Consider the following 22,625-nt stretch of genomic DNA (forward strand, 5'->3'; position numbering starts at 1 on the left):
GCTACTTCTCCTCAGTCGGGCCGGCCCCGCTGGAGCCGGACTCGTTCGTGTCATCAGTGAGCAGCTCGGCCAGAGCCGCCCACCGTGGATCGGTTTTCTCGTGCGTGTGGGACGGATCATCCGCAAGCCGCGCCCCGCACTCGGAGCACAAACCCGGGCAATCCTCCCGGCAGACCGGCGCCGACGGCAGCGCTAAGACAATCGCGTCGCGTACCGGCTGCTCGAGGTCGATCTTGTCCTCGACAACGAACAGATCGTCCTCTCCGGCCTCCTGGCCAGGCTCATTCTCGGGGTAAGCGTACAGCTCCTGAATGTCGACGACCACTTCACCACCGACGGCATCCAGGCACCGTACACACTCACCACTGAACGACGTACGTGCCGTTCCCGAAGCGAGCACGCCCTCCATGACCGCCTCGAGCCGTACCTTCAGCTCGACGTCGGTCCCTTCGGGTGCCTCGACCACACCGCCGAGTCCGAGGTCTGCCGGCGCCGGCACATCACGCGAGACCCTACGCATTGAACCGGGGCGTCGCCCCAGCTCATGGATGTCGAGCACGAAGGGTGCTCGAGAATCGAGGGCGCTCAGGACAGTCAACTCTCGTGCGATGCGGGCAGGCGAACCATGGCCTCGGCGAGAGGCCTCATCTAGATTACAAGACCAGCGAGGATGCGCAAAACCAGTTCTGGCCCAGGACGGCAGGTCCGGCTGGAACAACCCGCCGAGGAGCTGCTCAGGGATCGCTGCGGCCGCGTTCGATCTCATCCTCGTCCGAGGTGCCTTCCGGCGGCGCGGTATCACCCGGGGCGCTATGCGCGTCGTCCGCCGAGCCACCGTCCGGGCCAGCACCGTCCTCGATCCATGTGCTGTCCGCCGCGCCGGCGCCGGCGCCTGCCACCGAATCGTCGTCGGACCAGATGCCCGTCTCCGCCTCGGCTGCGCTGGCAGCCCAGGGGTTTGCCTCAGCACCGCTCGCGGCCCAGGTGTCTGCCGCCGTGGGGTCCCCGGCCCCGGCCGGCGCGCCGCTTCCGTAGCCGGCCCGGGCCTCACCCAGCGCGTCCGTCGCACCGCCATCTGCTTGGGCTCCGGCTTCGACGGGCCGTCCACCCGGAGTCCCGCTCGGCGCATCCGGCAGCGGGTCCACGGCGTCACGTAGCAGTTCGGAGGCTCCGACGGACGCGCCCAGCGGCGAGCCGTCCTCGGTGGCCAGTTCATCGAACGGCCCGCTGCGGCGCAGCTGATCCCTGCCGTCGCGGACAGTGGCCACGATGCGCTCGGCGACGAGTTCGACATGCGCGAGCTTCGCATCGACGTGGTCGTCCAGCGCGACGCGCATCGCCTCGATCTCCTGCCGCGTCTGCTCCAGCGTCCGGCCCCGCTCACGGCGAGCCTCGACCAGCACCGTGTGGTCGCCGACCAGCCGTGCCTGCTCGGCCCGGGCATCAGTGATCATCCTTGATGCGTTGTTCCGGGCCTCCTCGAGAAGTTCTTCACGCTGTTCGATAACCGTGTCGGCGGCCGAGAGACTGTTGGGCAGCATGTCGCGTACCTGCTTGACCAGCGAGAGCACCTCGGTCTTGTTGAGAATGGCCGACGACGACATCGGCATCGTCCGGGCCGACTCGACCAATTCGATCAGCTCATCGAGCTTCTTGTGAATCTCCACAGCTTTCTTCCCCTGTTGTTGCCGTCAGCGCCGTCCCGAGGTCCGGGACCACACTCACCACAAATCACGCGCCTCGCGACGATTCCCCACCGAAACGCTCACGCAGCCGGTCGAGTACCACCTTGGGCACCAGCCCGCTGACGTCTCCCCCATACGAGGCAACTTCTTTGACCAGGCTCGACGACAGATACGAGTACTCAGGATTGGTGGCGACGAAGAACGTCTCCAGCCCCGTGAGCCGATGGTTCATCTGTGCCATCGACAGCTCGTAGTCGAAGTCGGTCATGGCCCGTAGGCCCTTGAGCACCACCGGGATGCCGTTCTGCTGAGCGAAGTCCACCAGAAGACCCTGGAAGCCCAGGATCCGCACGTTGCCCATATGAGCGCAGACCTCCCCCAGGATGCGGAGCCGCTCTTCATGCTCGAACAGGCCCTTTTTCGAGGCATTGACCAGGACAGCCACGACTACCTCGTCGAAGAGCCCGGCCGCCCGTTCGATGACGTCCAAGTGCCCGTTGGTCACGGGGTCGAACGATCCCGGGCAGACGCATCGGCGCAACTTGCCTCCTAGAGGTTCCACCCGCGTCACGGCGCGGTTGACTCCGTCTCAGCCCGGTACGTCCGTACCAGCTGAGCGACCGTACCAAAGCACAGTCTCTCCATATGCCCGATCCCGCAACCCATTCACCCCATCCGGCCAGCGGATCGGCCCGCTCTTGCGGTCACGTTCGACGACCAGGACGGCGCCGGCCTCCAGCCAGACGTCGGCCAGCAACGTCAGCGCGTCATGCAGGTCGTCCGTAGCCAGGGCGTACGGCGGATCGGCCAGCACGACGTCATACCGAGAACCTGGGGTCGCCGGTTGTTTCTCCAGCTCAACAGGGTCAGGCGTCCGAACCGGGCGGGCGCCCGGGTCCTCCGGCTCAGGTCCCTCCGGCAGTTCGCCCGCCGGACCCGGAAGGTCCCGCACCCGGCTCGACAAGAACCTCTCGACGCGGTCGCGAACCACCGTCGCTCCGGGGATACCGACGGCTGCCAGGTTCGCCTCAATGGTCCGGACCGCCCTCGCCTCGGACTCGACCAGCGTGACGCACGTCGCACCCCGCGAGAGCGCTTCCAGCCCGAGCGCGCCGCTGCCGGCATACAGATCGAGCACCCGCAGGCCGTGGAAACCACCCAGCATCGACTCCAGCGCCGAGAACATCGCCTCGCGCACCCGGTCGGACGTGGGCCGGGTCATTTCTCCGGACGGAACACGTAGCCGCCGCCCGCGGGCCGCACCCGCGACTATCCTCGTCACCCGCCCCTCCTCCTTCCCATGATCATGAGCTGTTCGCCGGGTGGTCGCCCGGCGAACAGCTCATGATCATGGCCTTGGCAACTCATGCCTTGTCGATGTAGTCCTCGTCCTGCGCGGCGAGCACCGTGTCGATCGCGGCGGCCAGCTCCGGGTGCTCCCGCAGCTCAGGGTCGGCCGAGATCACCCCGACGGCGGCGTCGCGGGCGTCGCGGATGACATCCTCGTCGCGGATCACCTTCAGGAACTTCAAACTGGACCGGCGCCCGGACTGGGCAGCGCCGAGCACATCGCCCTCTCGCCGCTGCTCCAGATCCACCCGGGCCAGCTCGAATCCGTTACGGGTCCCGGCCACCGCTTCGAGCCGTTCGCGAGCTGGCGTCTCCGGCAGCGCGTCGGTCACGAGCAGGCAGACACCGGGTATACCGCCTCGCCCGATCCGGCCTCGTAGCTGGTGCAGCTGAGAGACGCCGAACCGGTCCGCGTCCATGATCACCATCATCGACGCGTTCGACACGTCCACGCCGACCTCGACGACGGTGGTGGCGAGCAGCACCGGCGCTTTGCCCGTGGCGAAGCGCCGCATCGCGGCGTCCTTGGCCTCCGGGGGCATCCGGCCATGCAAGATCTCGGTCTCGACGTCGGCCAGCGGCCCGGAACGCAATGTCTCGGCCAGCTCCAGCACCGCGACCGGCCGGCGCCGGTCCGGCTCCACACCGTCGAGGTCGCCGCTGGAGAGGTCCGCACCATCGCTGTCGGCGACGGCCATCATGACGGCGTCGTCGTGCTCGTCACCGATCCTCGGGCAAACGATATATACGCCGTGACCGGCGGCCGCCTCCTCGCGGGCGCGCTGCCACGCCCGGTCCAGGAAGTGCGGCTTCTCCTGCATCGGCACCACGTGCGTCGTGACCTCGGCCCGCCCGGCCGGCACCTCTGACAGGGTGGAGATCTCCAGATCACCGAAGACGGTCATCGCCACCGTGCGCGGGATGGGGGTCGCGGTCATAACGAGCACGTGTGGTCGGGTGCCGTTGCGGCTCTTCGCCGCAAGCGCTGCCCGTTGTTCCACGCCGAAACGGTGCTGCTCGTCGACGACCACGAGGCCAAGGTCGAAGAATTGGACCTGTTCCTCGAGCAGAGCATGGGTGCCGACGACGATGCCGGCGTCGCCGACCCCGATGTCCAGTAGTGCTTCCTTGCGCGCTTTGGTCCCCATGGAACCGGTGACCAGAGCGACCCTGGTGCCGATGTCGAGGCCGCCGAGCATCCCGCGCTGGGCGAGCGGCCCGAGCAGTTCCATCAACGACCGGTGATGCTGCTGGGCCAGCACTTCGGTCGGCGCCAGCAAGGCCGCCTGGCCGCCCGCATCCACGACCGACAGCATGGCGCGCAGCGCGACGACGGTCTTACCCGCGCCGACCTCTCCCTGGAGCAAGCGGTGCATCGGGTGGTCTTCGGCAAGGTCCGCCGCGATCGCCTCGCCGATCTGCCGCTGGCCGTCGGTGAGGTCGAACGGCAACTGCGCGTCGAGTGCTTCGAGAACGCCGCCCGGTGTGGCACGTCGCGGCTGCGCCGGCAGCGCCGCCGTGGACGCGCGTCTCCTGGCCAGCTCGGCCTGGAGCACGAAAGCCTCCTCGAACCGCAGCCTCGCCCGGGCCTGCCGGACCTGCTGCATGTCCGCGGGACGGTGGACCGCGCGTAGAGCCTCGGCCAGGCCGGGCAGACCGCGCTTCTCCCGGACGGCTGCCGGCAGCGGATCGGGCACGTCGTCGAGCTGGTCGACGACGATGCGCAAACACTGTTCGATCCGCCACGAGGCCATCCGCCTCGTGGACGGGTAGACGGGGATGATCTCGTCGGCGAACTCCTGGGCGGCCTCACGCAGATCACCCGCGCCCTCGGGAGCCATCTGATAGTCCGGATGGGCGAACTGCCGCTGTCCGCGGAAGGTCCCCACCTTGCCGGCGAACATGCCCACCCGGCCGGGACGGAGGTCCTTCAGCCTCCAGTCCTGGTTGAAGAAGACGAGCTGCACGTCGCTGGTGCCATCGGTGACGACGACCTCCAGGCGTTTGCTGGGCCGCCGCTGCCCTTGGCCACGTTGCCGGAACTCGCGTACCTGCGCGGTCTTGACCATGGCCAGCACCGTGACGTGGTCGTCCTCACGCAGGGACGCGAGCTCGGTGAGTTCGCCCCGCTCGATGTAGCGGCGCGGATAGTGGCGAAGCAAATCGCCGACGGTGCGCAGTTCGAGCTCTTTCGACAGCACAGCCGCTGTCTTGTCGCCCAGCGTGGCCCGCAGATCCTCGTCGAGGTCAGTCATCACTGCGCTCCGCTCCCCAGAGGTCACCGGCCGCGGCGCGCGTGCCCGCCCGGAGACCCGATGTCAGCCACACCTATTCCACCCCCAGCAGCAGTGGATAACGCGGTTGGCCACCTTCGTAGACGACCGTATCGACTTCCGGATGACTGTGCCGGACCGACACCTCGACGCCGGCCGCCAGTGACACATCGGCACCAGCCCCAGTCACGACCGTCACCAGCTCCCCTCCAGCCGACAGCATGCGCCTGACCACCTCTTGGGCCACCTCCAGCAAGTCGGACCCGATCACCGCGAAATCGCCTTCGACGACGCCGAGTACGTCGCCGGGCCGGCAGATCCCCGCCATTGTCACGGCCTCGCGCGAGGCAACCGTCACGGCGCCGTGACGGGCGTGACCCGCGGCTGTGGTCATCGCGACGACATCGGCGTCGAACGAACGCCCGGGCTCGTGTACGGCCACCGCGGCAAGCCCTTGGACCTGGGCGATCGTTGGTATGACCGCCACCCGCCGGTGCTGCGCGCGCAGTTCGGCGGCCGCAGCTTCGGCCACTGGTACCGCATCGCGCTCGTTCGGCAGGATGATCACCTCGCCGGCGGAGTCGTCACCAACCGCTGCCAGCATCTCCGTGGTCGACGGACGATGCCCGGCCGGTGTCGAGGCGACAACCGCGCCGGCCGAAGCGAACAGCTCGGCCAGCCCCGGTCCCGCCGCGAACGCGACGACGACCCTGCCGTCGCCGGGCGCGGGGGTGGCCGCGACGGTCCGGCCCTGCGCCGCGAGATGAGTGACGCTGATGCGATGCGGACGTCCGGCCTGGAGGCCCGCCTCGATCACCGCTCCGGCGTCGTCGGCATGCACATGGACGTTCCACTCGTCCCCGCCTCCGACCACCACGAGGGAGTCGCCGAGTTCGGACAACGTCTGCCGCAGCCCCGGAATGGCCTCGCTGGGCGCCCGCAGCAGGAACATCACCTCGTACGCCGGGGCCGCGGCGCCGGCCGGTGTGGCAGCGGCGGCAGAGTCCGGGCAAGGTCGAGACGCCGGCCCGGCCGGAATCGGGACGTGATGGTCGCCGACGCGCCGGGGCGCCGGAAGCGGCCGGCGTCCCGTCAGCACGGTGTCGAAGGCGTCAAGTAGCACGGTCAAACCACGGCCCCCGGCGTCGACCACACCGGCGTCGCGCAACACGTCGAGTTGCCGCGGTGTGGCGGCCAGCGCACGGCGAGCCGCCCGGGCCGCCGCCAGAGCCACCTCAGCGAGCCCGTACGGCTGTTCGGCCAGCCGGGCCTGGGCGGCTGCTCCGGCGGCCCGGGCCACCGTCAGGATGGTGCCCTCGACCGGCTTGTAGACGGCGGCGTAGGCGGCCGACGCAGCATGGTCGAGCGCCGCAGCCAGCCCCGACCCGTCGGCGAGCGTCGCGCCTTCACGGCCGAGCACGTCGGCCACACCACGCAGCATCTGCGCCAAGATGATCCCCGAGTTCCCTCTGGCGCCCAGCAGAGCGCCCCGGGCCATCGCGTCGGCGACCTCGTGAACCGCCGCCTCGGATGGGCAACGCTCCACCGCCGCGGCGGCGGCTTCCATCGTCAGATACAGATTGGTGCCGGTATCGCTGTCCGGCACCGGATAGACGTTCAACGCGTCGATCTCTTCACGGGCCTCGGCAAGGCCGTCCAAACCCGCACGGCACCAGCGGCGGACGATGTCAGCGTCCGGGATCTGCTGCACCTCACACCTCCCATCCGCCATCACGAACCCTTGTCGGTGGAGCGTATCGCTGACCGGACGCACCCACGGCCGGCACCGGCTTGGCTTAGAGGCCGCCTCTAAGGTGTTGTGCGCCGCCTCCGGGCCGGTTTGGGTCTTGGGCGCTCAACCGGTACTCTAGAGCGGTTGCCTCGGTCGCGGCGGTTACGCCGGAACGCAGGCACATCATTGGACCAGACAATTCATTCTCCGGAGGAGTTACCCGTGGCTGCCAACTGCGACGTCTGCGGCAAAGGCCCGGGCTTCGGCAACAAGATCTCGCACTCGCACCGCCGGACCCCGCGTCGTTGGAACCCCAATATCCAATCCGTGCGGACCGTCGTAGGCGGCACTCCGAAGCGGATCAACGCCTGCACCTCGTGCATCAAGGCCGGCAAGGTCGTCCGCTCGGCCTGATTCTTCACGCTGTGGCCGGGTAGCTCATGCTGCCCGGCCATTTCGGCGTTGCAGGCGTCTCGAGAGAGCCCTCTAAGCGTTCCAGCAGATGGAGTCTCTCCTCGCCCGCGGACTCGCTCGTGCCTCGCTCGCCAGCCGATGGTCGCGCTCGCCGGCTCCCTCGTGCCTCGTCCGACGGCTCGCCGCTCAACATGCCCGCCACACCATGGAGAGACTCCATCTGCTGGAACGCTTAGAGGGCGAGTTTGAAACCGGTGTGCGACGCCTCGAACCCCAGCCTCTCGTAGAAGCGGTGCGCGTCGGACCGGCTGGCGTCCGAAGTCAACTGGACCAGCGCGGCACCACGCCGGCGAGCTTCGTCGATCGCCCAGCTGATCAGCTGGCGGCCGAGACCCGAACCACGGGCGGACGAATGCACCCGCACCGCTTCCAGCTGTGCCCGGGTGGCCCCTTGGCGTGACAACCCGGAAATGAAGGTCAGCTGGAAGGTACCGACGACCTCGCCGTCTCGTTCGGCAACCGCCAGGAACTGATGCGGATCGGCGTCGATCGTCTCGAACGCCGCCACATACCGCTCGAGCTCTTCCGGAGCCTCCCGGGCCGCGCCGAGGGGATCGTCGGCGAGCATCGCCACTATCTTCGCGACGTCGTCTCCACGAGCCGCCCGGACCCTCAAGGCACCGACGCCGGTATCCACATTCGTCACCAGACGACCCTATCCCGCCCACCTGGTCATGGCCCGGCCGGACGGCCGCGATCCGGCGTCGTGTGACAATGCTCGGGTGCCCTCAAGCTCGCCCGAAGCCCAGGAGACCAGAGCGCTCATGCGCAACATCGCCGTCTTCAGCGGAAGTGCCCATCCGGAGCTCGCCGAGGAGATCTGCACCCATCTCGACGCGCCGTTGCATCCGGTCAGCATCCAGCGCTTCGCCAACGACTGCCTGCAGGTACAGCTTCAGGCCAACTGCCGTGAGCACGACGTCTTCCTGATCCAGCCCATCGTTCCGCCCGTGCAAGAAAACCTGGTGGAGCTGTTCCTCATGCTCGACGCCGCCCGTGGCGCGTCGGCGGCCCGGATCACCGTCGTGATGCCGCACTACGCCTACGCACGTTCGGACAAGAAGGACGCGCCGCGCATCTCGATCGGTGGCCGCCTGATGGCCGATCTGATGGCCACCGCCGGGGCCAGCCGGGTGCTGGCCATGACGCTGCACTCGCCCCAGGTCCACGGCTTCTTCAGCACGCCCGTGGACCAGTTGCACGCGCTGCGCGAGCTGGCCGGGCACTTCCGTGCCAACAACGACCTCTCCAACTCCGTGGTCGTCTCACCGGATCTCGGCAACGCCAAACCCGCCTCGGCTTTCGCCCAGATCCTCGGCGTACCGGTGGCGGCCGGCGCCAAGCAGCGTTTCGCCGACGACCACGTCAGCATCAGCGCGATCATCGGTGACGTCGCCGGCCGCGACATCATCGTCCTGGACGACGAGATAGCCAAAGGCAGCACGGTCATCGAGCTGATCCAGCGGCTGCGCGAGCACGGTGTGCAGTCCATCCGGATCGCATGCACTCACGGGCTGTTCACCGGCAAGGCGCTCGAACGAATCGGCGAGTTCGACGACGTCCGGGAGATCGTCTGCACCAATACCGTTCCGATACCCGAGGCCGAGCGGCACCCGAAGCTGAAGGTGCTATCGGTGGCGCCACAGCTGGCCGAGGCGATCAGACGTATCCACAAGGGTGAATCGGTGAGTGTCCTCTTCCACGACATCTAGGCTCGCCCCACCCCTGTCCACCCTTCTCACCCTTCCACCACCTCACGACCGGGCGGGTCAGGAGAAATGGACATGGCCGGCATCGCCCTCATACGGCGCTCCATCGACCCGCACACCTTCACCGTCATACACCCGGCCGATCACCCGCCACCGTTCCGGAAGCGGCACCTGGGCCGGGAACGTGGCCAGCATCGCGTTGTCGTCGCCGCCGGTGAGCACCCACGTCATCGGGTCTGCCCCCAGTGCGCTGCCGACCTCGCGCATCGCCTCGGTGATCTCCAGCCGCTCGCGCTCGATGTCGATGCGCACATGGCTCGATTCGGCGAGGTGCCCCGCGTCGGCCAGCAAGCCATCGCTGACGTCACACATGGCGGTAGCACCGAGCGTCGCGGCTTCGGGCCCCGCGTCGTACGGCACCTCTGGACAGCGATGAGCGTCGACCAGCGCGCGTGGTGACCGGAATCCCCGGCTGAGTACCCGCAAGCCGGCCTCGGCCCAGCCCAGCCGCCCGCACACCGCGAGTACATCGCCGGCACGAGCGCCAGAACGCAACACCGGCTCCAGGCCGTCGAGCTCGCCGAGGGCGGTGATCGCGAGCACCACCGTCTCCGAGCTCACCATGTCGCCACCGATCACCGAGGCTCCTACCCGGGCACATTCGTCCCGCATTCCATCCGCCAACTCCAAGGTCCACGCCACGTCGAGGTCGCCCGGAGCGCCTAGGCCGACCGTGATGGCCGTAGCGCGCGCCCCCATGGCCGCGATGTCGGACAGATTCTGGGCGGCCGCCTTGCGGCCGATGTCTCGCGCGGACGACCAGTCGCGCCGGAAATGTCGGCCCTCGACCAACATGTCAGTTGTCACGACGACGCGTCCGCTGCCCACTGCGATGATCGCCGCGTCGTCACCCGGACCGACGACAACCCCGTCTCCCTGCGGAAACCGGGCTGTCACCGCGTCGATCAGACCGAATTCGCCCACATCGGAAACGCTGTCGGGCACACTGACTCCTCATTGGTCGCGGACAGGCGGTAGGTTGGCGCTCGGACCATCTTTCCCTAGAGCTGGAGGCCAACCCGTGGTGGTACAGGCATACATCCTGATACAGACCGAGGTCGGCAAGGCGGCCGACGTCGCCCGGCAGATCGCCGAGATCGACGGCGTCACCCTCGCCGAAGACGTCACCGGGCCCTACGACGTCATCGTGCGCGCCGAAGCCGACAACGTCGACGACCTCGGAAAGCTGGTTGTCGCCCGCGTTCAGGCCATCGACGGCATCACCCGAACCCTGACGTGCCCCGTCGTACATCTCTGATTCTCGCCCTGCTCGCTCTCACCGTGTCGGGGTGCGGATTCGGCGCGGTCTCCATCGAGCCGCACACCGCAGAAGCTGGCAGCGAAGAGACCTGCACGGCGTTGCTGAAGGACCTACCTGAGGTTGTCAGTGACGCTGTTCGCCGTGACGTCGCCCCCGAGGCAGCTCTGGCCACCGCGTGGGGTCAGCCGCCGATAGTGCTGCGTTGCGGCGTCTCCATGCCTTCTGCTTACCGGCCGGACACACAGCTCATAGACGTCGGAGGGGTCGGCTGGTTCGCCGAAGAAGGCGACGGCGGGGTCTTTTTCACCGCCACCGACCGGGAAGTCTTGGTTGAAGTAGCCGTGCCGGACGACTACGCGCCGGCAGGGTTCGTCCTGGACGACATCTCCCCCACCGTCGCGTCCCACATCCCCGAGCGCGGCCTGCGCTGAACGGGAGCGGGCCGGCTCAGCGTAGGCCCAGCGGCCGTTTGAGCGCGGTGGTGATCATCCGGTCCACCAACGCGCCGTAGTCCAGTCCCGACTTCTCCCACAGCATCGGGAACATCGATGTAGGCGTGAAGCCGGGCATCGTGTTGACCTCATTGACGACGACGCTCCCATCCGGGCGCAAGAAGAAGTCGACCCGGGCCAGGCTCTCACACGACAACGCCTTGAACGCCGCCACAGCCATCCGGCGCATCCGCTCGGAGACCCCGGCCGGGACGTCTGCGGGGATGTCGAGCTGGACGTCGTCCTCGGGCAGGTACTTCGCCTGGAAGTCGTAGAACTCATGCGAGTCGTCGAACCTGATCTCGCCCAGCACACTCGCGTCGGGCTCGGCGCCGGAGACGCCCTCGAGTACGCCGCATTCGATCTCGCGGCCGACGATCGCCTCCTCGATGATCACCTTCGGGTCGTGCTCACGGGCTGCCAGCACGGCGGCGTCCAGATCACCCGGCTCGGCCACTTTGGCCACACCCATGCTGGAGCCAGCGCGGGCGGGTTTGACGAAGACCGGCCAGCCGAGCTCGTTGACCTCGGCACTCACTCGCTCCCGTTGCGGCTCCCAGTCCCCCGGCTCGACCAGCACATGCCTGGCTACCGGCAGCCCGGCGCCGCGCAGCAGGATCTTCATGACGTGTTTGTCCATGCCGGCGGCCGAGGCAAGAACTCCGGATCCGACATAGCGCACGCCCGCCATCTCGAGCATGCCCTGGATGGTGCCGTCCTCGCCGTAAGGCCCATGCAGGAGCGGAAAGACGAGGTCGACGGCGCCCAGCTCACGAGGCACCTCTCCGGGCGACTGCTCGATCAGGCCGGAGCCCGCCGGCAGCAGCACGGTGCCGCCTTCGTCGCTGACCTCCGGCAGCCGGCCGTCGGTGATGGCCAGCTGGTCAGGTTTACCGCTGGACAGCACCCAACGGCCTTCGAGCGTAATGCCGACGGGCACGACGTCGTAGCGCTCCGGATCCATCACGGAGAGCACGCCGCCCGCGGTGACGCAGGAGATCGTGTGCTCCGAGCTGCGGCCTCCGAAGACAACAGCGACCCGGATGCGGGGTAGCGGTGTGGGGTTCATCGTCGCACGACCCTATCTCAGTACTCGGTGTGACGTTTTCACGGCCATTGTGCCGGTGTCACGGCTGCGCCCGCGTGGATAGCGCCGTCAGTGTCCATGACGTTCAGGCTTGGCCGAACGGGACAGCAGCGAGCGCAACATGTCCTGCGGCGTGATCTCGCCTTGGACCATTCTGGTGACGTGCTCGACGATCGGCATGTCGACCCCTGACCGGCCGGCGAGATCCAGGATCGATTCACACGACTTGACCCCTTCGGCCACCTGGCGCGACTGTGCGGCCGCTTCGTCCACGCTCATTCCCTCCCCCAGCCGCTCGCCGAAGGTGCGGTTACGCGACAGTGGTGAGGTGCACGTCGCCACCAGGTCACCCAGACCGGCCAGGCCGGAGAACGTGTACGGGTCGGCGCCCAGAGCTTGCCCCAGCCGGGCGGTCTCGGCCAGCCCCCGGGTGATGACGCTGGCCCGGGCGTTGTCACCGAATCCCAGTCCGACGGCGATCCCGACGGCCAGCGCGATCACGTTCTTCACCGCGCCGCCCAGCTCCGTCCCTACGACGTCGGTGTTCGTGTAGGGCCGGAAATGCGTGGTGTGGCACATACTCTGGACCCGGCGGGCCAGCTCATCGGTGTTCGCTGCGACAACGCTGGCGGCCGGTTGCCGCTGCGCGATCTCGCGGGCAAGATTCGGCCCGGAGACAACGGCGATCCGGTCCACGCCCGCGCCGGTGACCTCGGCGATCACCTCGCTCATCCGGTCGGCGGTGCCGATCTCGATGCCTTTCATCAAGCTGACCAGAATCGCATCCGCCGGCAGCGTCGACGTCCACTGCGTCAGGTTGGCCCGTAGGCTCTGAGACGGCACGGCCAGCACCACGAGGTCCGCCCCGGCCGCCGCCTCGCCCGGGTCGGTGGTCGCCCGTAGCGTGGGCGGCAGCTCGATCCCGTCGAGATAGTCGGCGTTCACGTGGTCCCGGGTGATCGCCTCACACAACTCTGGGCGCCGGGCCCACAACACCACGTCGGCGCCCGCATCGGCCAGCACCATCGCAAACGCCGTACCCCACGATCCCGCGCCGAAGACCGCCGCTCTGGGATGACCGCTGGCCGAGGTCATCGATCCTCCTTCTCGCCCGGCGCCTCGTCACTCGCTTCGTCAGGCGTGGTGGCCGCGGATTCCGGCGCCTCATCGCTCTTGCTCACCTCAGCCGCGCCGGAGCCGCCATTGACCGTCTCCGCGCGTTCGGGCTGCATCTCAAAGCGCTTCTCCGGGGCGGTCTCGCCACGAACGATCTCCAGCTCGGCGACGACGGCAGCCATGATCCGGTCCGTGGCTTCACGCATCACCGCCGTGGTGACCGGCACGCCGCGCAAGTCGGCCAGGTCCACCGGCGCGCCGGCGCGAATGTTGATCACCTTGCGCGGAAAGAGCCGCACACGTTTCTTGTACGGCGGCAGCATCTCGTGCGCACCCCATTGGGCAACCGGGATCACATCACAGCCGGTCTCCAGAGCTACCCGCGCAGCGCCGGTCTTACCGCCCATGGGCCACATCTGCGGATCACGCGTGATGGTGCCCTCCGGATAGATGACGATGCACTCCCCCGTTTTGACCGCCTGGACGGCATCGCGGTACGCGACCGCGGCGTCTCCAGTGCGCCGGTAGACCGGAATCTGGCCGCACCGGGCGATGATCTTCCCGGCCACCGGGATACGGAACAGGCTCTCCTTGGCGAGGAACCGGGTGGCACGCCCGTTGTCCCAGAGGAAGTGGGCAAACGTGAGAGGGTCCGCGTGTGAGATGTGATTGGCCGCGATCACCACACCTGTTCCCACCGGTGGGATATGTTCGCCGCCGGACCAGCGCTGACGCGTGATGGCAAGTAGCGTCGGCTTGACGATGCCCGCCACGACACGATAGGCCACCCCCAATCGTTGCTTTGGTCCGCCCACAAGCTCCTCCTTCTCGAATCTGCCGTCACTCGTCGAGTGTGAACCCGCGGGGGACAGTCTGGTGCCCAATGATGTGCGCGTCGAGTCCGGAATGGGAGCATAGTCTGGCGTGTTGTGGAAACGTCGCCTGGCTCATCCGGCCCGCTCGTCGTCATCCAGGTGGTTGGGAAGGATATCGGTGCACGAACCATCGAACGGCGGCCTGCCTCGAGCCGGCGAAGACACCGCACAGGACCCCGCGGTCACACCCGTCATGTGGTCCATCGTCATCCCCGTCAAACGGCCAGAGTTCGCGAAGACCCGCCTCACCGACGCCGTGGGAGAACTGCGCCCATACGTGGCTCGCGCATTCGCCACCGACACCGTTGCCGCTGCTCTGATCTGTCGCTCGGTCGCTGAGGTGGTCGTGGTCACCGATGACGACGAAATCCGTGCCGAGGTGGAGCTACTCGGCGCCGACGTCGTCACCGACGCACCCGGCTCCGGACTCAACCCAGCGTTGCGGCATGGCGCCGAGACCGTCCGCGCCCGCCGGCCACGAGCCGCTGTCGCCTCGTTGTCCGCGGACCTGCCGGCTCTGCGGCCGGGCGAGCTTGAACGTGTGTTGACCGAAGCGGCGAAACACCGGTCGTCGTTCCTCGCCGATGCGGGCGGGATCGGCACGACACTGTACGCCTGCGCCGGTGACGTCCCGTTCGAGCCCAGGTTCGGCGGCCGGTCACGCGCCGCGCACCGCGCTTCAGGCGCGGTAGAACTCGACGTCGGCGACGTGCCGTCTGTGCGGCGCGACATCGACACCGCCGTGGACCTATGTGACGCCATGCGTATCGGGCTGGGACCGCGCACCGAGTCGGTAATACTGCAGCTGGACTCCGTCATCTGACGCGGCCGCAGCCCATCCTGCAGGACGCTGCGTTACGTCCTGCGGCGCGAGCGTCAGGCACCACACCCCGCAGGACACAGCACTACGTCCTGCGGCGCGAGCGTCAGGCACCACACCCCGCAGGACACAGCACTACGTCCTGCGGATCACGTCCGCTCGTCACCAGGACTTGCGGAGGCTTGGCCCTGCGCTGGCGAAGCAGGCGGCGTCTCCGCCGGGGTGGTCTTCTTGGCAGCGCTCTTCTTGGCGGGCGACTTCTTGGCCGGTGCTTTCTTCGCGGCGCTCTTCTTCGCCGTGGTCTTCTTGGCCGGCGACGTCTTCGCAGCGCTCTTCTTTGCCGGAGCCGCGGCCTCGGACGCCGAATCGGCAGCCGGGGTCTTCTTAGCCGCACTCTTCTTCGCGGGTGACTTCTTGGCCGTACTCTTCTTCGCCGGCGGCTTCTCGGCGGCAGCCTTCTTGGCCGGCGACTTCTTCGCGGGCGACTTCTTCGCCGTGCTCTTCTTCGCCGTGCTCTTCTTCGCAGGAGGTGGTGCGTCCGACGCCGACTCGGTAGGCGCTACCTCGTCCTCGCCCCGAACCACGCCTGCGGCCGCTCTGGCCGCCGACGACGCCGCGCGCGAGGCTACCTCCGCTGCGTGGGCCGCCTGTGCTGGCACCTGAGCCAGCGACTCAAGTGCCCGGTTTCGCGCCTTCTTCACGCCGGCGACGACGTCCCTGAGCTCCTTGTTCGGGTCGAATTGCAGAACAGACCTCTTGGCCTTCTCGCCCTTTTCTTCGGTCTGCTCTTTGGACTGCCTGAACACGCCGAAACCTTTGATGGCGACCTTCTCACCGGCTTCCAGCGACCGCGTGATCCCGTCGACCACGGAGTCGAGGGCATGCTGGGCGGCTTCGCGATTGCCCTCGAAACTCTCGGCAATTCGATCGATCAGCTTCTTCTTCCCCACCGTGGCTCCTCACTCGTGACAACACGCGCGCGGTTTTAGTTCACGCTCGCCCCTCACCCAAGACCATACGCATTTCGCGACGAATAAACATCAACATCTACGTACATGTCTTGTCATCTGTGCCGTCAGGCTCCAGATGCAGCAGGAACCGCCGAGTCAGGCGAGGGTGCGGGGCTTGTGCGACGGCCGGCTGGCTTCGAAGTCGTCGATGGCGTCGGTGTGCCGCAGTGTCAGCGCGATGTCGTCGAGGCCTTCCATCAGGCGCCAGCGCGTGTAGTCGTCGACCTCCATGGGCGCGACGATCCCGTCACAGGTCACCTGCCGCTGCTCGAGGTCGACGGTCACCTCAGCGCCCGGGTTGTTCTCCAGGACCTTCCAGATCTGCTCGATGTCGTCCTGCGACAGCTCACCGGTCACCAGGCCCTGTTTGCCGGAGTTGCCGCGGAAGATGTCGGCGAACCTCGACGACAGGACGGCTTTGATGCCGTAGTCCTTCAGCGCCCACACGGCGTGCTCACGTGAGGAGCCGGTACCGAAGTCGGCGCCGGCCACCAGGACGGAGCCGGAGCGGTAGGCGGGCTGATTGAGAACGAAGGACTCGTCGCCACGCCAGGCGGCGAAAAGCGCGTCCTCGAACCCGGTCCGGGTGACCCGCTTGAGGTACACAGCCGGGATGATCTGGTCGGTGTCGACGTTGCTGTAACGCAGCGGTATTCCGACGCCGGTGTGCCGGATGAACTTCTCCATGAATCCTCTATTCGTCAGATCTCCCCATGATCATGAACACTAGGCGACCACATCGGTCGAGAAGTGTTCATGATCATGGGATCAAGGCGGGGTCAGAGATCGGCAGGGGACGACAACGTGCCGCGCACGCTGGTCGCCGCTGCCACCAGCGGGCTGACGAGGTGAGTACGTCCGCCCTTGCCTTGGCGGCCCTCGAAGTTCCGGTTCGACGTGGACGCGCTGCGTTCACCGGGTGCTAGCTGATCCGGGTTCATCCCCAGGCACATCGAGCAACCGGCGTGGCGCCACTCGGCACCGAACTCCGAGAACACTTTGTCCAGGCCCTCGGTTTCGGCCTGCATCCGCACCCGGTGCGAACCGGGCACGACGAGCACCCGCACGCCGTCGGCCTTCCGGCGACCCTTCACGACGGCGGCCGCCGCCCGCAGGTCCTCGATGCGACCGTTGGTGCACGAACCGATGAAGACGGTGTCGACCGCGATGTCGCGCAACGGCGTGCCCGGCCGCAGGTCCATGTACTCGAGTGCCCGCTGCGCCGCGGCGCGAGCCGATTCGTCGGCGAAGTCGTCCGGGTTCGGAACCGATCCGGACAACGGCAGCCCCTGCCCAGGGTTCGTGCCCCACGTCACGAACGGCTCCAGCTCGCTCGCGTCGATGGTGACCTCGGCGTCGAACACGGCGTCGTCGTCGGTCCGCAGGCTCTTCCAGTATTCGAGCGCGGCGTCCCATTCCTTGCCGGCGGGCGCGTTGGGTCGGCCCTTGATGTACTCGAACGTCGTCTCGTCCGGAGCGATCATGCCGGCCCGGGCGCCCGCCTCGATGGACATGTTGCAGATGGTCATCCGCGACTCCATCGACAGCGACCGGATCGCCTCGCCCCGGTATTCCAGCACGTACCCCTGACCCCCACCGGTCCCGATCTTGGCGATGACCGCCAGGATGATGTCCTTCGCGGTAGTGCCCGTCCGCAGCTCACCCTCGACGTTGATAGCCATGGTCTTGAACGGCCGCAGCGGCAGGGTCTGGGTGGCCAGCACGTGCTCAACTTCCGAGGTGCCGATGCCGAAGGCCAGCGCACCGAAGGCGCCGTGCGTGGAGGTATGAGAGTCGCCGCAGACGACGGTCAGGCCTGGCTGAGTGAGGCCGAGCTGCGGGCCGACGACGTGGACGATTCCCTGCTCGGTATCGCCCAGCGGGTGCAGCCGTACCCCGAACTCTTCACAGTTGCGGCGCAATGTCTCGATCTGGGTCCGGCTGGTGAGGTCCGCGATGGGCTTGTCGATGTCGATCGTCGGGGTGTTGTGGTCCTCCGTAGCGATCGTGAGGTCGGGCCGTCTGACCGGCCGGCCGGCGAGCCGCAGACCTTCGAAGGCTTGCGGACTGGTGACCTCGTGCACGAGGTGAAGATCAATATAGAGAAGGTCAGGCTCGCCCTCAGCACGGCGCACGACGTGCGCGTCCCAAACTTTTTCGGCCAGGGTGTTCCCCATTGCCCTCTCCTCGTGTCCATGATTTGGTGATATGTGACTGCGACATGTCCAGCGGCGGCGGAACTTGCATCTCGCATTCTGAGATGGCAATATCGAGTCATGGACAACTCTAGCGGAGTTGGCGTCCTTGACAAGGCCGCCCTTGTGTTATCGGCGCTCGAAGCCGGTCCCGCGACGCTTGCCAACCTCGTCGCTTCCACCGGCCTCGCCCGTCCCACGGCACATCGCCTGGCGGTAGCGCTGGAGCATCACCGCCTTGTCTCTCGCGACCTACACGGCCGCTTCGTGCTCGGCCCTCGTCTCGGTGAGCTGGCCACAGCAGCCGGCGAAGACCGCCTGCTGGCCGCGGCCGGCCCGGTGCTGGCGCGACTGCGCGAAGCAACCGGGGAGAGCACGCAGCTCTTCCGCAGACAAGGCGACCAGCGCATTTGTGTAGCCGGAGCGGAACGCCCCACCGGCCTTCGCGACACCATTCCGGTCGGAGCCACCGTCACCATGCTGGCCGGCTCGGCCGCGCAGGTCCTGCTCGCATGGGAAGAGCCGGAGCGGATGCACCGTGGCCTGCAAGGGGCTCGTTTCACCGCCACCATGCTCGCGGCCGTACGCCGCCGAGGCTGGGCACAAAGCGTCGGCGAACGCGAACCGGGAGTGGCATCGGTATCCGCACCGGTCCGGTCGTCCAGCGGACGAGTTGTCGCCGCGGTCTCGGTGTCCGGACCGATCGAACGGCTGACCCGCCAGCCGGGCCGCGTGCACGCCCCCGCCGTACTCGCTGCCGCCGAGCATCTCAGCGGCGTCCTGAAGAACGCCGAAGAAGGCTGACCAGCCCGGATACCTACGTCACTTCCGGATTCGGGAACTTTCCGCGCGGATTGCGATGATTCTGGAGGGGCACCCGGAGTCCTACCGGCATCACCCGCACATGCGGACGAGATTCACCGGAAGGACCACCGACTATGACCACCAACCACAAACTCGACGTCCCCGGCGCGCGGCTGCACTACGAGGTACGCGGTGCCGGCCCGTTGCTGCTGGTTATGGGATCCCCGATGGACGCCGGGGCGTTCGCGTCGCTGGCCGATACGCTCGCGACCGACCACACCGTCGTCACCCACGATCCACGGGGCATCTCGAACAGCACACTCGACGACCCTGAACAGGACTCCACACCCGACCTACGGGCCGACGACGTCGCCGCCATGCTGGACGCCCTCCACGCGGAGTCCGCCGACGTATTCGGCACCAGTGGTGGCGCCGTCACCGGACTCGCCCTCGTCGCACGGCATCCCGACCGGGTGCGGACGCTCGTCGCCCACGAGCCTCCCCTCCTGGAACTGCTCCCAGACGCTGCCGAGCGCCGGGCCCACGTCGACGACATCATCGAGACGTTCCACCGCGACGGGCTCGAAGCCGCATGGATGAAGTTCATGGAGGGCGCCGGCTTCGAGAACGACGACGAGGGCGCTCCCGCAGCCGCGCCGGAGGAACCGTCGTTGCAGGACCTCGCCAACAGCGCTCGCTTCTTCGCCCACGAGCTGCGCGACACGACCCGATACGTGCCCGACATCAGCGCCCTGAAGAGCAGCACGACCCGGATCGTCGTCGGGATCGGCGTCGCGTCGGGAAACCTCTCGACGTATCCGACGTCCGTCGCGCTCGCTGAGTTGCTCGGTGTTCAGCCGGTGGATTTCCCCGGCGACCACGGTGGCTTCCTCGAGCAGCCGGCGGAGTTCGCCGAAGCACTGCGCAAGGCCCTGACAGGTTGAGCGTCGCCTGTCACATCTCTTTCCGCGCCCCCAGCCGCGCCGGCCACCACGCCAGCTGAAGATGGGAACGTGTTCCGCCCGAACACGTTCCCATGTTCGGGCAACTCAGACTCGCTGCCAGGTGTCGGAAGCGATCTGGCATGGGCCGCCGCGATGCAGCGTCATCCGGCTCTCGGCAAGGTCGAGACTGACCGTCGCGAGCGTCACCGATCTGTTCGGCAACGGTTCGTCGGCGCCGGCGTGTGCGCACACCGGCGCCTCGCCGGCGGCGGAGTGACCGAGCATTGCCTGGGCTCGCTCCATCAGATCCGGCGACGCGAGCTGGCCGGCGCGGTCCTGGAGGAGCCGCAACCGGTGGTACGTGTTCGGACGCTCCGGCCCGAGGCGTTCGCCGTCGCTGAAGGCTGGATCGAGGAAGTGGTTGGTGTGGGCGTAGAAGCCACCGGAGTCGGGCGGCGTCACGCCCACGCCGGCCGGGGAGAGCTCCAGCCCGGCGACATCAGCACGCCCATCGCGATATGTCACCACCGTCACGATCGACGACGCGGAGAGCCGGGCCGACTTGGCAATATCCAGCGCATGCTCCACCTCTCCGGCCTCGTCCAGAATGCGTCGGGCCACGGCATGCACCGGCACACCGACAACCGGGTGATCCGAGGCGTGCCAGAGGATGTTGAAGTGCACCCCGAGACCGGCGCTGTTCACCCCGATCTTGCCTAACACGCCGAACTCGGTGAATCCACGGACCACGTGCCCTGGTTCCGGCTCGTAGACCCAGACCACGGGAACCTCGCGCAAGGTCTCGTTCCAGTCCCACGTTTGAATGGTGCGTGGTGCGGCCCCGTCACCGGGCAGGACGACCACCGTGGAGCACTCGGTCGGTCCAGCCGCCCGGGCCGCGGCCAGGATCTCGGTGCGCGCGTTGAGCGCCGCGATCTGCCACGTGTCCAGGCCGGCGCCCGACGCAAGGCCACGCACCTCCTCGGCCAGCCCAGGTGCCCACGCCCCAAGCTCCTCCAAGGCGCGCTTTCCCGCGTCCTGAACCTGCTCCGGGGTAACGCCGAGCACACGGAACAACTTCGCGTATCCGGTGTAAGCCGCCTCGATCCGCGGCCGCCACGCCGCGCCGAACGCCCGGCCACGCGCGGCCGGGCCGGTCGGGACGGACGTGAACACCGGGATACTTGCCACAACTGTCTCCTTCGTCACCGCATGTGTCGTCCGCTAGCCGCACTACCCCCATCTTCCCTGACATCCACGCACCGCCGAACTACCACGACGGTTGCCCCTGCGCACGCGAGCCATTAGTTTGTGATTTTCATTCTCATTAGACTTCGAGGTAGTCCCGTGCGGGAGCTTCTGCGCATCGCGTGGCCACTGGCGCTCAGCGGCTTCGTCACCGTGTTCGTCGCCGGCAACGACACCGTGCTGCTAGGCCTGGTCAACGCCGATGCGATCGCGGCAGCGGCCGCGCCCATCGGCATGTATCTCGTTGTCACCGTGTTCCTGACAGCTTTCAGCATCCCCGCTCAGATCCTGGCCGCACGCCATCAAGGCGCCGGCGACTCCGTCGAAGCAGCCCGCAGCGCGGCGCGCACCGGCACCCTCGCCGTCTGTCTCGCGGTGCCGATCTCCCTCATGCTGATAGCCGCCGGACCATGGCTGGTTTCACTGATCACGGCCGACAACGTGGACACCGAGCTAGCCGGGTGGTACGTGCGGATCCTGGCGGCCGGAGTGCCGCTTTTCGCCCTCACCGCCATGGTGCGCGGCTTCGCGGTGGGCATCGGGCGTTCCAGAATCGTCCTGCTCATCAGCTCGAGCATTGCCGCCGTCGACATCGGCACCTCGATTCTGCTTCTCGCGCTCGGTGCCGGTGCACTCGGCATCGCGGCGGGCACCACCATCGGCGTGGCCACCGGCGCCGGTATCGCCTTGGCGTGGCTGCGTCGCACCGGCCGCGGAGACACGCCGGTTCCCCACCTGCGCGAGATCCTGAGCCGCCCCACCTACGCGCACCGGGAGGCATGGACCATCGGCTGGCCGGAAGGGCTGATGGGTGCGTTCAGCATGGGTTCGCTACTTGTCGTCACCGTGCTGATCGCGCCTTCGGGCCCACTTGCACTGGCCACGGTGCGGGCATTGGACGTGATGGTCACGTTCGCCTGGGTGGTCGTGTTCTCCGCGGGCTCAGCCGGTACCACTCTCCTGGCACAGCGGATCGGAGCGGGCGACGTCGACGGGCTTCGGCAGGTGGTCCGCCGCACCCTCACACTCGCCGGCGCCTTCGCCGTCACGTGTGCCGTCGTCATGCCCCTGGTCAGCCCGGCGCTGCTCCGAGTCGCGATCGACGATGCACGGGTGGCCGAGAACGCCGCTCCGTACGTATGGATCGCGTGGGCACAAGTGTTGTGGATGGCCTGCACGGTCACCACCAACGCGATCGTCCGCGCCCACGGCGACACCAAGACGCCGCTCAAGGCCAGCTTGATCGGCGAGTATGCGGTCTTTCTACCACTCGGATGGCTCTTGTGCCGGGTGAACGATCTGGCCATCACCGGCGTTTTCATCGCCCACCACGTCTACTGGGCAACGTTCCTGGCCATCGGCGCCAATTACGCGGTCCGGCATCTGCGCCGCACGACAGCCAGCACGGCGAGCCCGGCCGAAGAGACCGGGCCGCACAGCGGCGACACCACTCCGCCTGGGAACAACATGGGTGCCGGCACCGGTTAACCT

Annotated in this window: 23 protein-coding genes; 8 read left to right on the top strand and 15 right to left on the bottom strand. The window is 67.7% G+C overall.

Annotation, left to right across the window (positions count from 1 at the left end; genetic code table 11):
• Nucleotide 1: 1 nt before the first annotated feature.
• From F7O44_RS20225 to F7O44_RS20250, 6 genes are all read right to left on the bottom strand, one after another.
• Entirely contained in the window at nucleotides 2-520 is a 519-nt protein-coding gene (locus F7O44_RS20225; RefSeq protein ID WP_162452229.1) for a YceD family protein, read from the bottom strand.
• Between the two features lie 214 nt (nucleotides 521-734).
• Entirely contained in the window at nucleotides 735-1,667 is a 933-nt protein-coding gene (locus F7O44_RS20230; RefSeq protein ID WP_162452089.1) for a F0F1 ATP synthase subunit B family protein, read from the bottom strand.
• A 64-nt stretch (nucleotides 1,668-1,731) separates the two neighbouring features.
• Nucleotides 1,732-2,226, bottom strand: a complete 495-nt coding sequence (coaD, locus tag F7O44_RS20235) for a pantetheine-phosphate adenylyltransferase (protein ID WP_162452230.1) — start codon at nucleotides 2,224-2,226, stop codon at nucleotides 1,732-1,734.
• Between the two features lie 48 nt (nucleotides 2,227-2,274).
• A complete protein-coding gene (locus F7O44_RS31990) occupies nucleotides 2,275-2,967 on the bottom strand; it encodes an RsmD family RNA methyltransferase (protein ID WP_162452090.1) in 693 nt (230 codons plus the stop codon).
• 82 nt (nucleotides 2,968-3,049) lie between these two features.
• Nucleotides 3,050-5,290: an ATP-dependent DNA helicase RecG gene (gene recG / locus F7O44_RS20245; RefSeq protein WP_162452091.1), complete on the bottom strand. Its 2,241-nt coding sequence runs from the start codon at nucleotides 5,288-5,290 to the stop codon at nucleotides 3,050-3,052.
• Between the two features lie 73 nt (nucleotides 5,291-5,363).
• Nucleotides 5,364-7,019: a DAK2 domain-containing protein gene (locus F7O44_RS20250; protein WP_222851531.1), complete on the bottom strand. Its 1,656-nt coding sequence runs from the start codon at nucleotides 7,017-7,019 to the stop codon at nucleotides 5,364-5,366.
• 243 nt (nucleotides 7,020-7,262) lie between these two features.
• Here F7O44_RS20250 and rpmB point away from each other — a divergent pair, with 243 nt between their 5' ends.
• Nucleotides 7,263-7,454: a 50S ribosomal protein L28 gene (gene rpmB / locus F7O44_RS20255; RefSeq protein WP_162452093.1), complete on the top strand. Its 192-nt coding sequence runs from the start codon at nucleotides 7,263-7,265 to the stop codon at nucleotides 7,452-7,454.
• Nucleotides 7,455-7,686: 232 nt separating this feature from the next.
• Here rpmB and F7O44_RS20260 read toward each other — a convergent pair whose 3' ends face one another.
• On the bottom strand, nucleotides 7,687-8,082 hold the full coding sequence (locus F7O44_RS20260; protein ID WP_162452231.1) for a GNAT family N-acetyltransferase: 396 nt from the start codon (nucleotides 8,080-8,082) through the stop codon (nucleotides 7,687-7,689).
• A gap of 196 nt (nucleotides 8,083-8,278) precedes the next feature.
• On the opposite strand from F7O44_RS20260, the gene F7O44_RS20265 reads away from it, so the two are divergent.
• Complete coding sequence (locus tag F7O44_RS20265; RefSeq protein ID WP_162452232.1) at nucleotides 8,279-9,226, top strand: ribose-phosphate diphosphokinase; 948 nt, start codon at nucleotides 8,279-8,281, stop codon at nucleotides 9,224-9,226.
• A 57-nt stretch (nucleotides 9,227-9,283) separates the two neighbouring features.
• Here the strand turns inward: F7O44_RS20265 and F7O44_RS20270 are convergent, their stop codons facing one another.
• Nucleotides 9,284-10,228 (bottom strand): thiamine-phosphate kinase, encoded by a 945-nt coding sequence (locus F7O44_RS20270; protein WP_162452094.1) that lies wholly within the window; start codon nucleotides 10,226-10,228, stop codon nucleotides 9,284-9,286.
• 79 nt (nucleotides 10,229-10,307) lie between these two features.
• Between F7O44_RS20270 and F7O44_RS20275 the strand changes: the two genes are divergently transcribed.
• Together F7O44_RS20275 and F7O44_RS20280 are read left to right on the top strand one after the other, a co-directional pair.
• Nucleotides 10,308-10,541, top strand: a complete 234-nt coding sequence (locus tag F7O44_RS20275) for an Lrp/AsnC ligand binding domain-containing protein (protein WP_162452233.1) — start codon at nucleotides 10,308-10,310, stop codon at nucleotides 10,539-10,541.
• Nucleotides 10,520-10,975, top strand: a complete 456-nt coding sequence (locus F7O44_RS20280) for a DUF3515 family protein (protein WP_162452095.1) — start codon at nucleotides 10,520-10,522, stop codon at nucleotides 10,973-10,975. Before F7O44_RS20275 ends, F7O44_RS20280 begins: the two co-directional genes overlap by 22 nt.
• A 16-nt stretch (nucleotides 10,976-10,991) precedes the next feature.
• Here the strand turns inward: F7O44_RS20280 and F7O44_RS20285 are convergent, their stop codons facing one another.
• The 3 genes from F7O44_RS20285 to F7O44_RS20295 all read right to left on the bottom strand — a co-directional run bounded on the left by F7O44_RS20285 (nucleotide 10,992) and on the right by F7O44_RS20295 (nucleotide 14,026).
• Complete coding sequence (locus F7O44_RS20285) at nucleotides 10,992-12,104, bottom strand: D-alanine--D-alanine ligase family protein (protein WP_162452096.1); 1,113 nt, start codon at nucleotides 12,102-12,104, stop codon at nucleotides 10,992-10,994.
• Nucleotides 12,105-12,191: 87 nt separating this feature from the next.
• On the bottom strand, nucleotides 12,192-13,217 hold the full coding sequence (locus F7O44_RS20290; protein ID WP_162452097.1) for an NAD(P)H-dependent glycerol-3-phosphate dehydrogenase: 1,026 nt from the start codon (nucleotides 13,215-13,217) through the stop codon (nucleotides 12,192-12,194).
• Nucleotides 13,214-14,026 carry a lysophospholipid acyltransferase family protein gene (locus F7O44_RS20295; protein WP_222851534.1) on the bottom strand — a complete coding sequence of 271 codons (813 nt, stop codon included), beginning with the start codon at nucleotides 14,024-14,026 and terminating at the stop codon, nucleotides 13,214-13,216. Before F7O44_RS20295 ends, F7O44_RS20290 begins: the two co-directional genes overlap by 4 nt.
• A gap of 280 nt (nucleotides 14,027-14,306) precedes the next feature.
• On the opposite strand from F7O44_RS20295, the gene cofC reads away from it, so the two are divergent.
• Nucleotides 14,307-14,936, top strand: a complete 630-nt coding sequence (gene cofC / locus F7O44_RS20300; RefSeq protein ID WP_162452234.1) for a 2-phospho-L-lactate guanylyltransferase — start codon at nucleotides 14,307-14,309, stop codon at nucleotides 14,934-14,936.
• Nucleotides 14,937-15,082: 146 nt separating this feature from the next.
• Here the strand turns inward: cofC and F7O44_RS20305 are convergent, their stop codons facing one another.
• The 3 genes from F7O44_RS20305 to leuC form a co-directional block, all read right to left on the bottom strand.
• Nucleotides 15,083-15,883, bottom strand: a complete 801-nt coding sequence (locus F7O44_RS20305) for an HU family DNA-binding protein (RefSeq protein ID WP_162452099.1) — start codon at nucleotides 15,881-15,883, stop codon at nucleotides 15,083-15,085.
• A 156-nt stretch (nucleotides 15,884-16,039) separates the two neighbouring features.
• The gene (leuD, locus tag F7O44_RS20310; protein WP_162452100.1) at nucleotides 16,040-16,630 is read right to left on the bottom strand and encodes a 3-isopropylmalate dehydratase small subunit; all 591 of its coding nucleotides are present in this window, start codon (nucleotides 16,628-16,630) and stop codon (nucleotides 16,040-16,042) included.
• Nucleotides 16,631-16,722: 92 nt separating this feature from the next.
• A complete protein-coding gene (gene leuC / locus F7O44_RS20315; RefSeq protein ID WP_162452101.1) occupies nucleotides 16,723-18,120 on the bottom strand; it encodes a 3-isopropylmalate dehydratase large subunit in 1,398 nt (465 codons plus the stop codon).
• A 99-nt stretch (nucleotides 18,121-18,219) separates the two neighbouring features.
• Between leuC and F7O44_RS20320 the strand changes: the two genes are divergently transcribed.
• Together F7O44_RS20320 and F7O44_RS20325 are read left to right on the top strand one after the other, a co-directional pair.
• On the top strand, nucleotides 18,220-18,942 hold the full coding sequence (locus tag F7O44_RS20320; protein ID WP_162452102.1) for an IclR family transcriptional regulator: 723 nt from the start codon (nucleotides 18,220-18,222) through the stop codon (nucleotides 18,940-18,942).
• Between the two features lie 134 nt (nucleotides 18,943-19,076).
• Nucleotides 19,077-19,886, top strand: a complete 810-nt coding sequence (locus F7O44_RS20325) for an alpha/beta fold hydrolase (RefSeq protein WP_162452103.1) — start codon at nucleotides 19,077-19,079, stop codon at nucleotides 19,884-19,886.
• Nucleotides 19,887-19,991: 105 nt separating this feature from the next.
• Here the strand turns inward: F7O44_RS20325 and F7O44_RS20330 are convergent, their stop codons facing one another.
• A complete protein-coding gene (locus tag F7O44_RS20330) occupies nucleotides 19,992-21,077 on the bottom strand; it encodes a C45 family autoproteolytic acyltransferase/hydrolase (protein WP_222851536.1) in 1,086 nt (361 codons plus the stop codon).
• A 156-nt stretch (nucleotides 21,078-21,233) separates the two neighbouring features.
• Here F7O44_RS20330 and F7O44_RS20335 point away from each other — a divergent pair, with 156 nt between their 5' ends.
• A complete protein-coding gene (locus F7O44_RS20335; RefSeq protein WP_162452104.1) occupies nucleotides 21,234-22,622 on the top strand; it encodes an MATE family efflux transporter in 1,389 nt (462 codons plus the stop codon).
• Nucleotides 22,623-22,625 lie beyond the last annotated feature (3 nt).

Source organism: Phytoactinopolyspora mesophila (assembly GCF_010122465.1).
Taxonomy (GTDB): domain Bacteria; phylum Actinomycetota; class Actinomycetes; order Jiangellales; family Jiangellaceae; genus Phytoactinopolyspora; species Phytoactinopolyspora mesophila.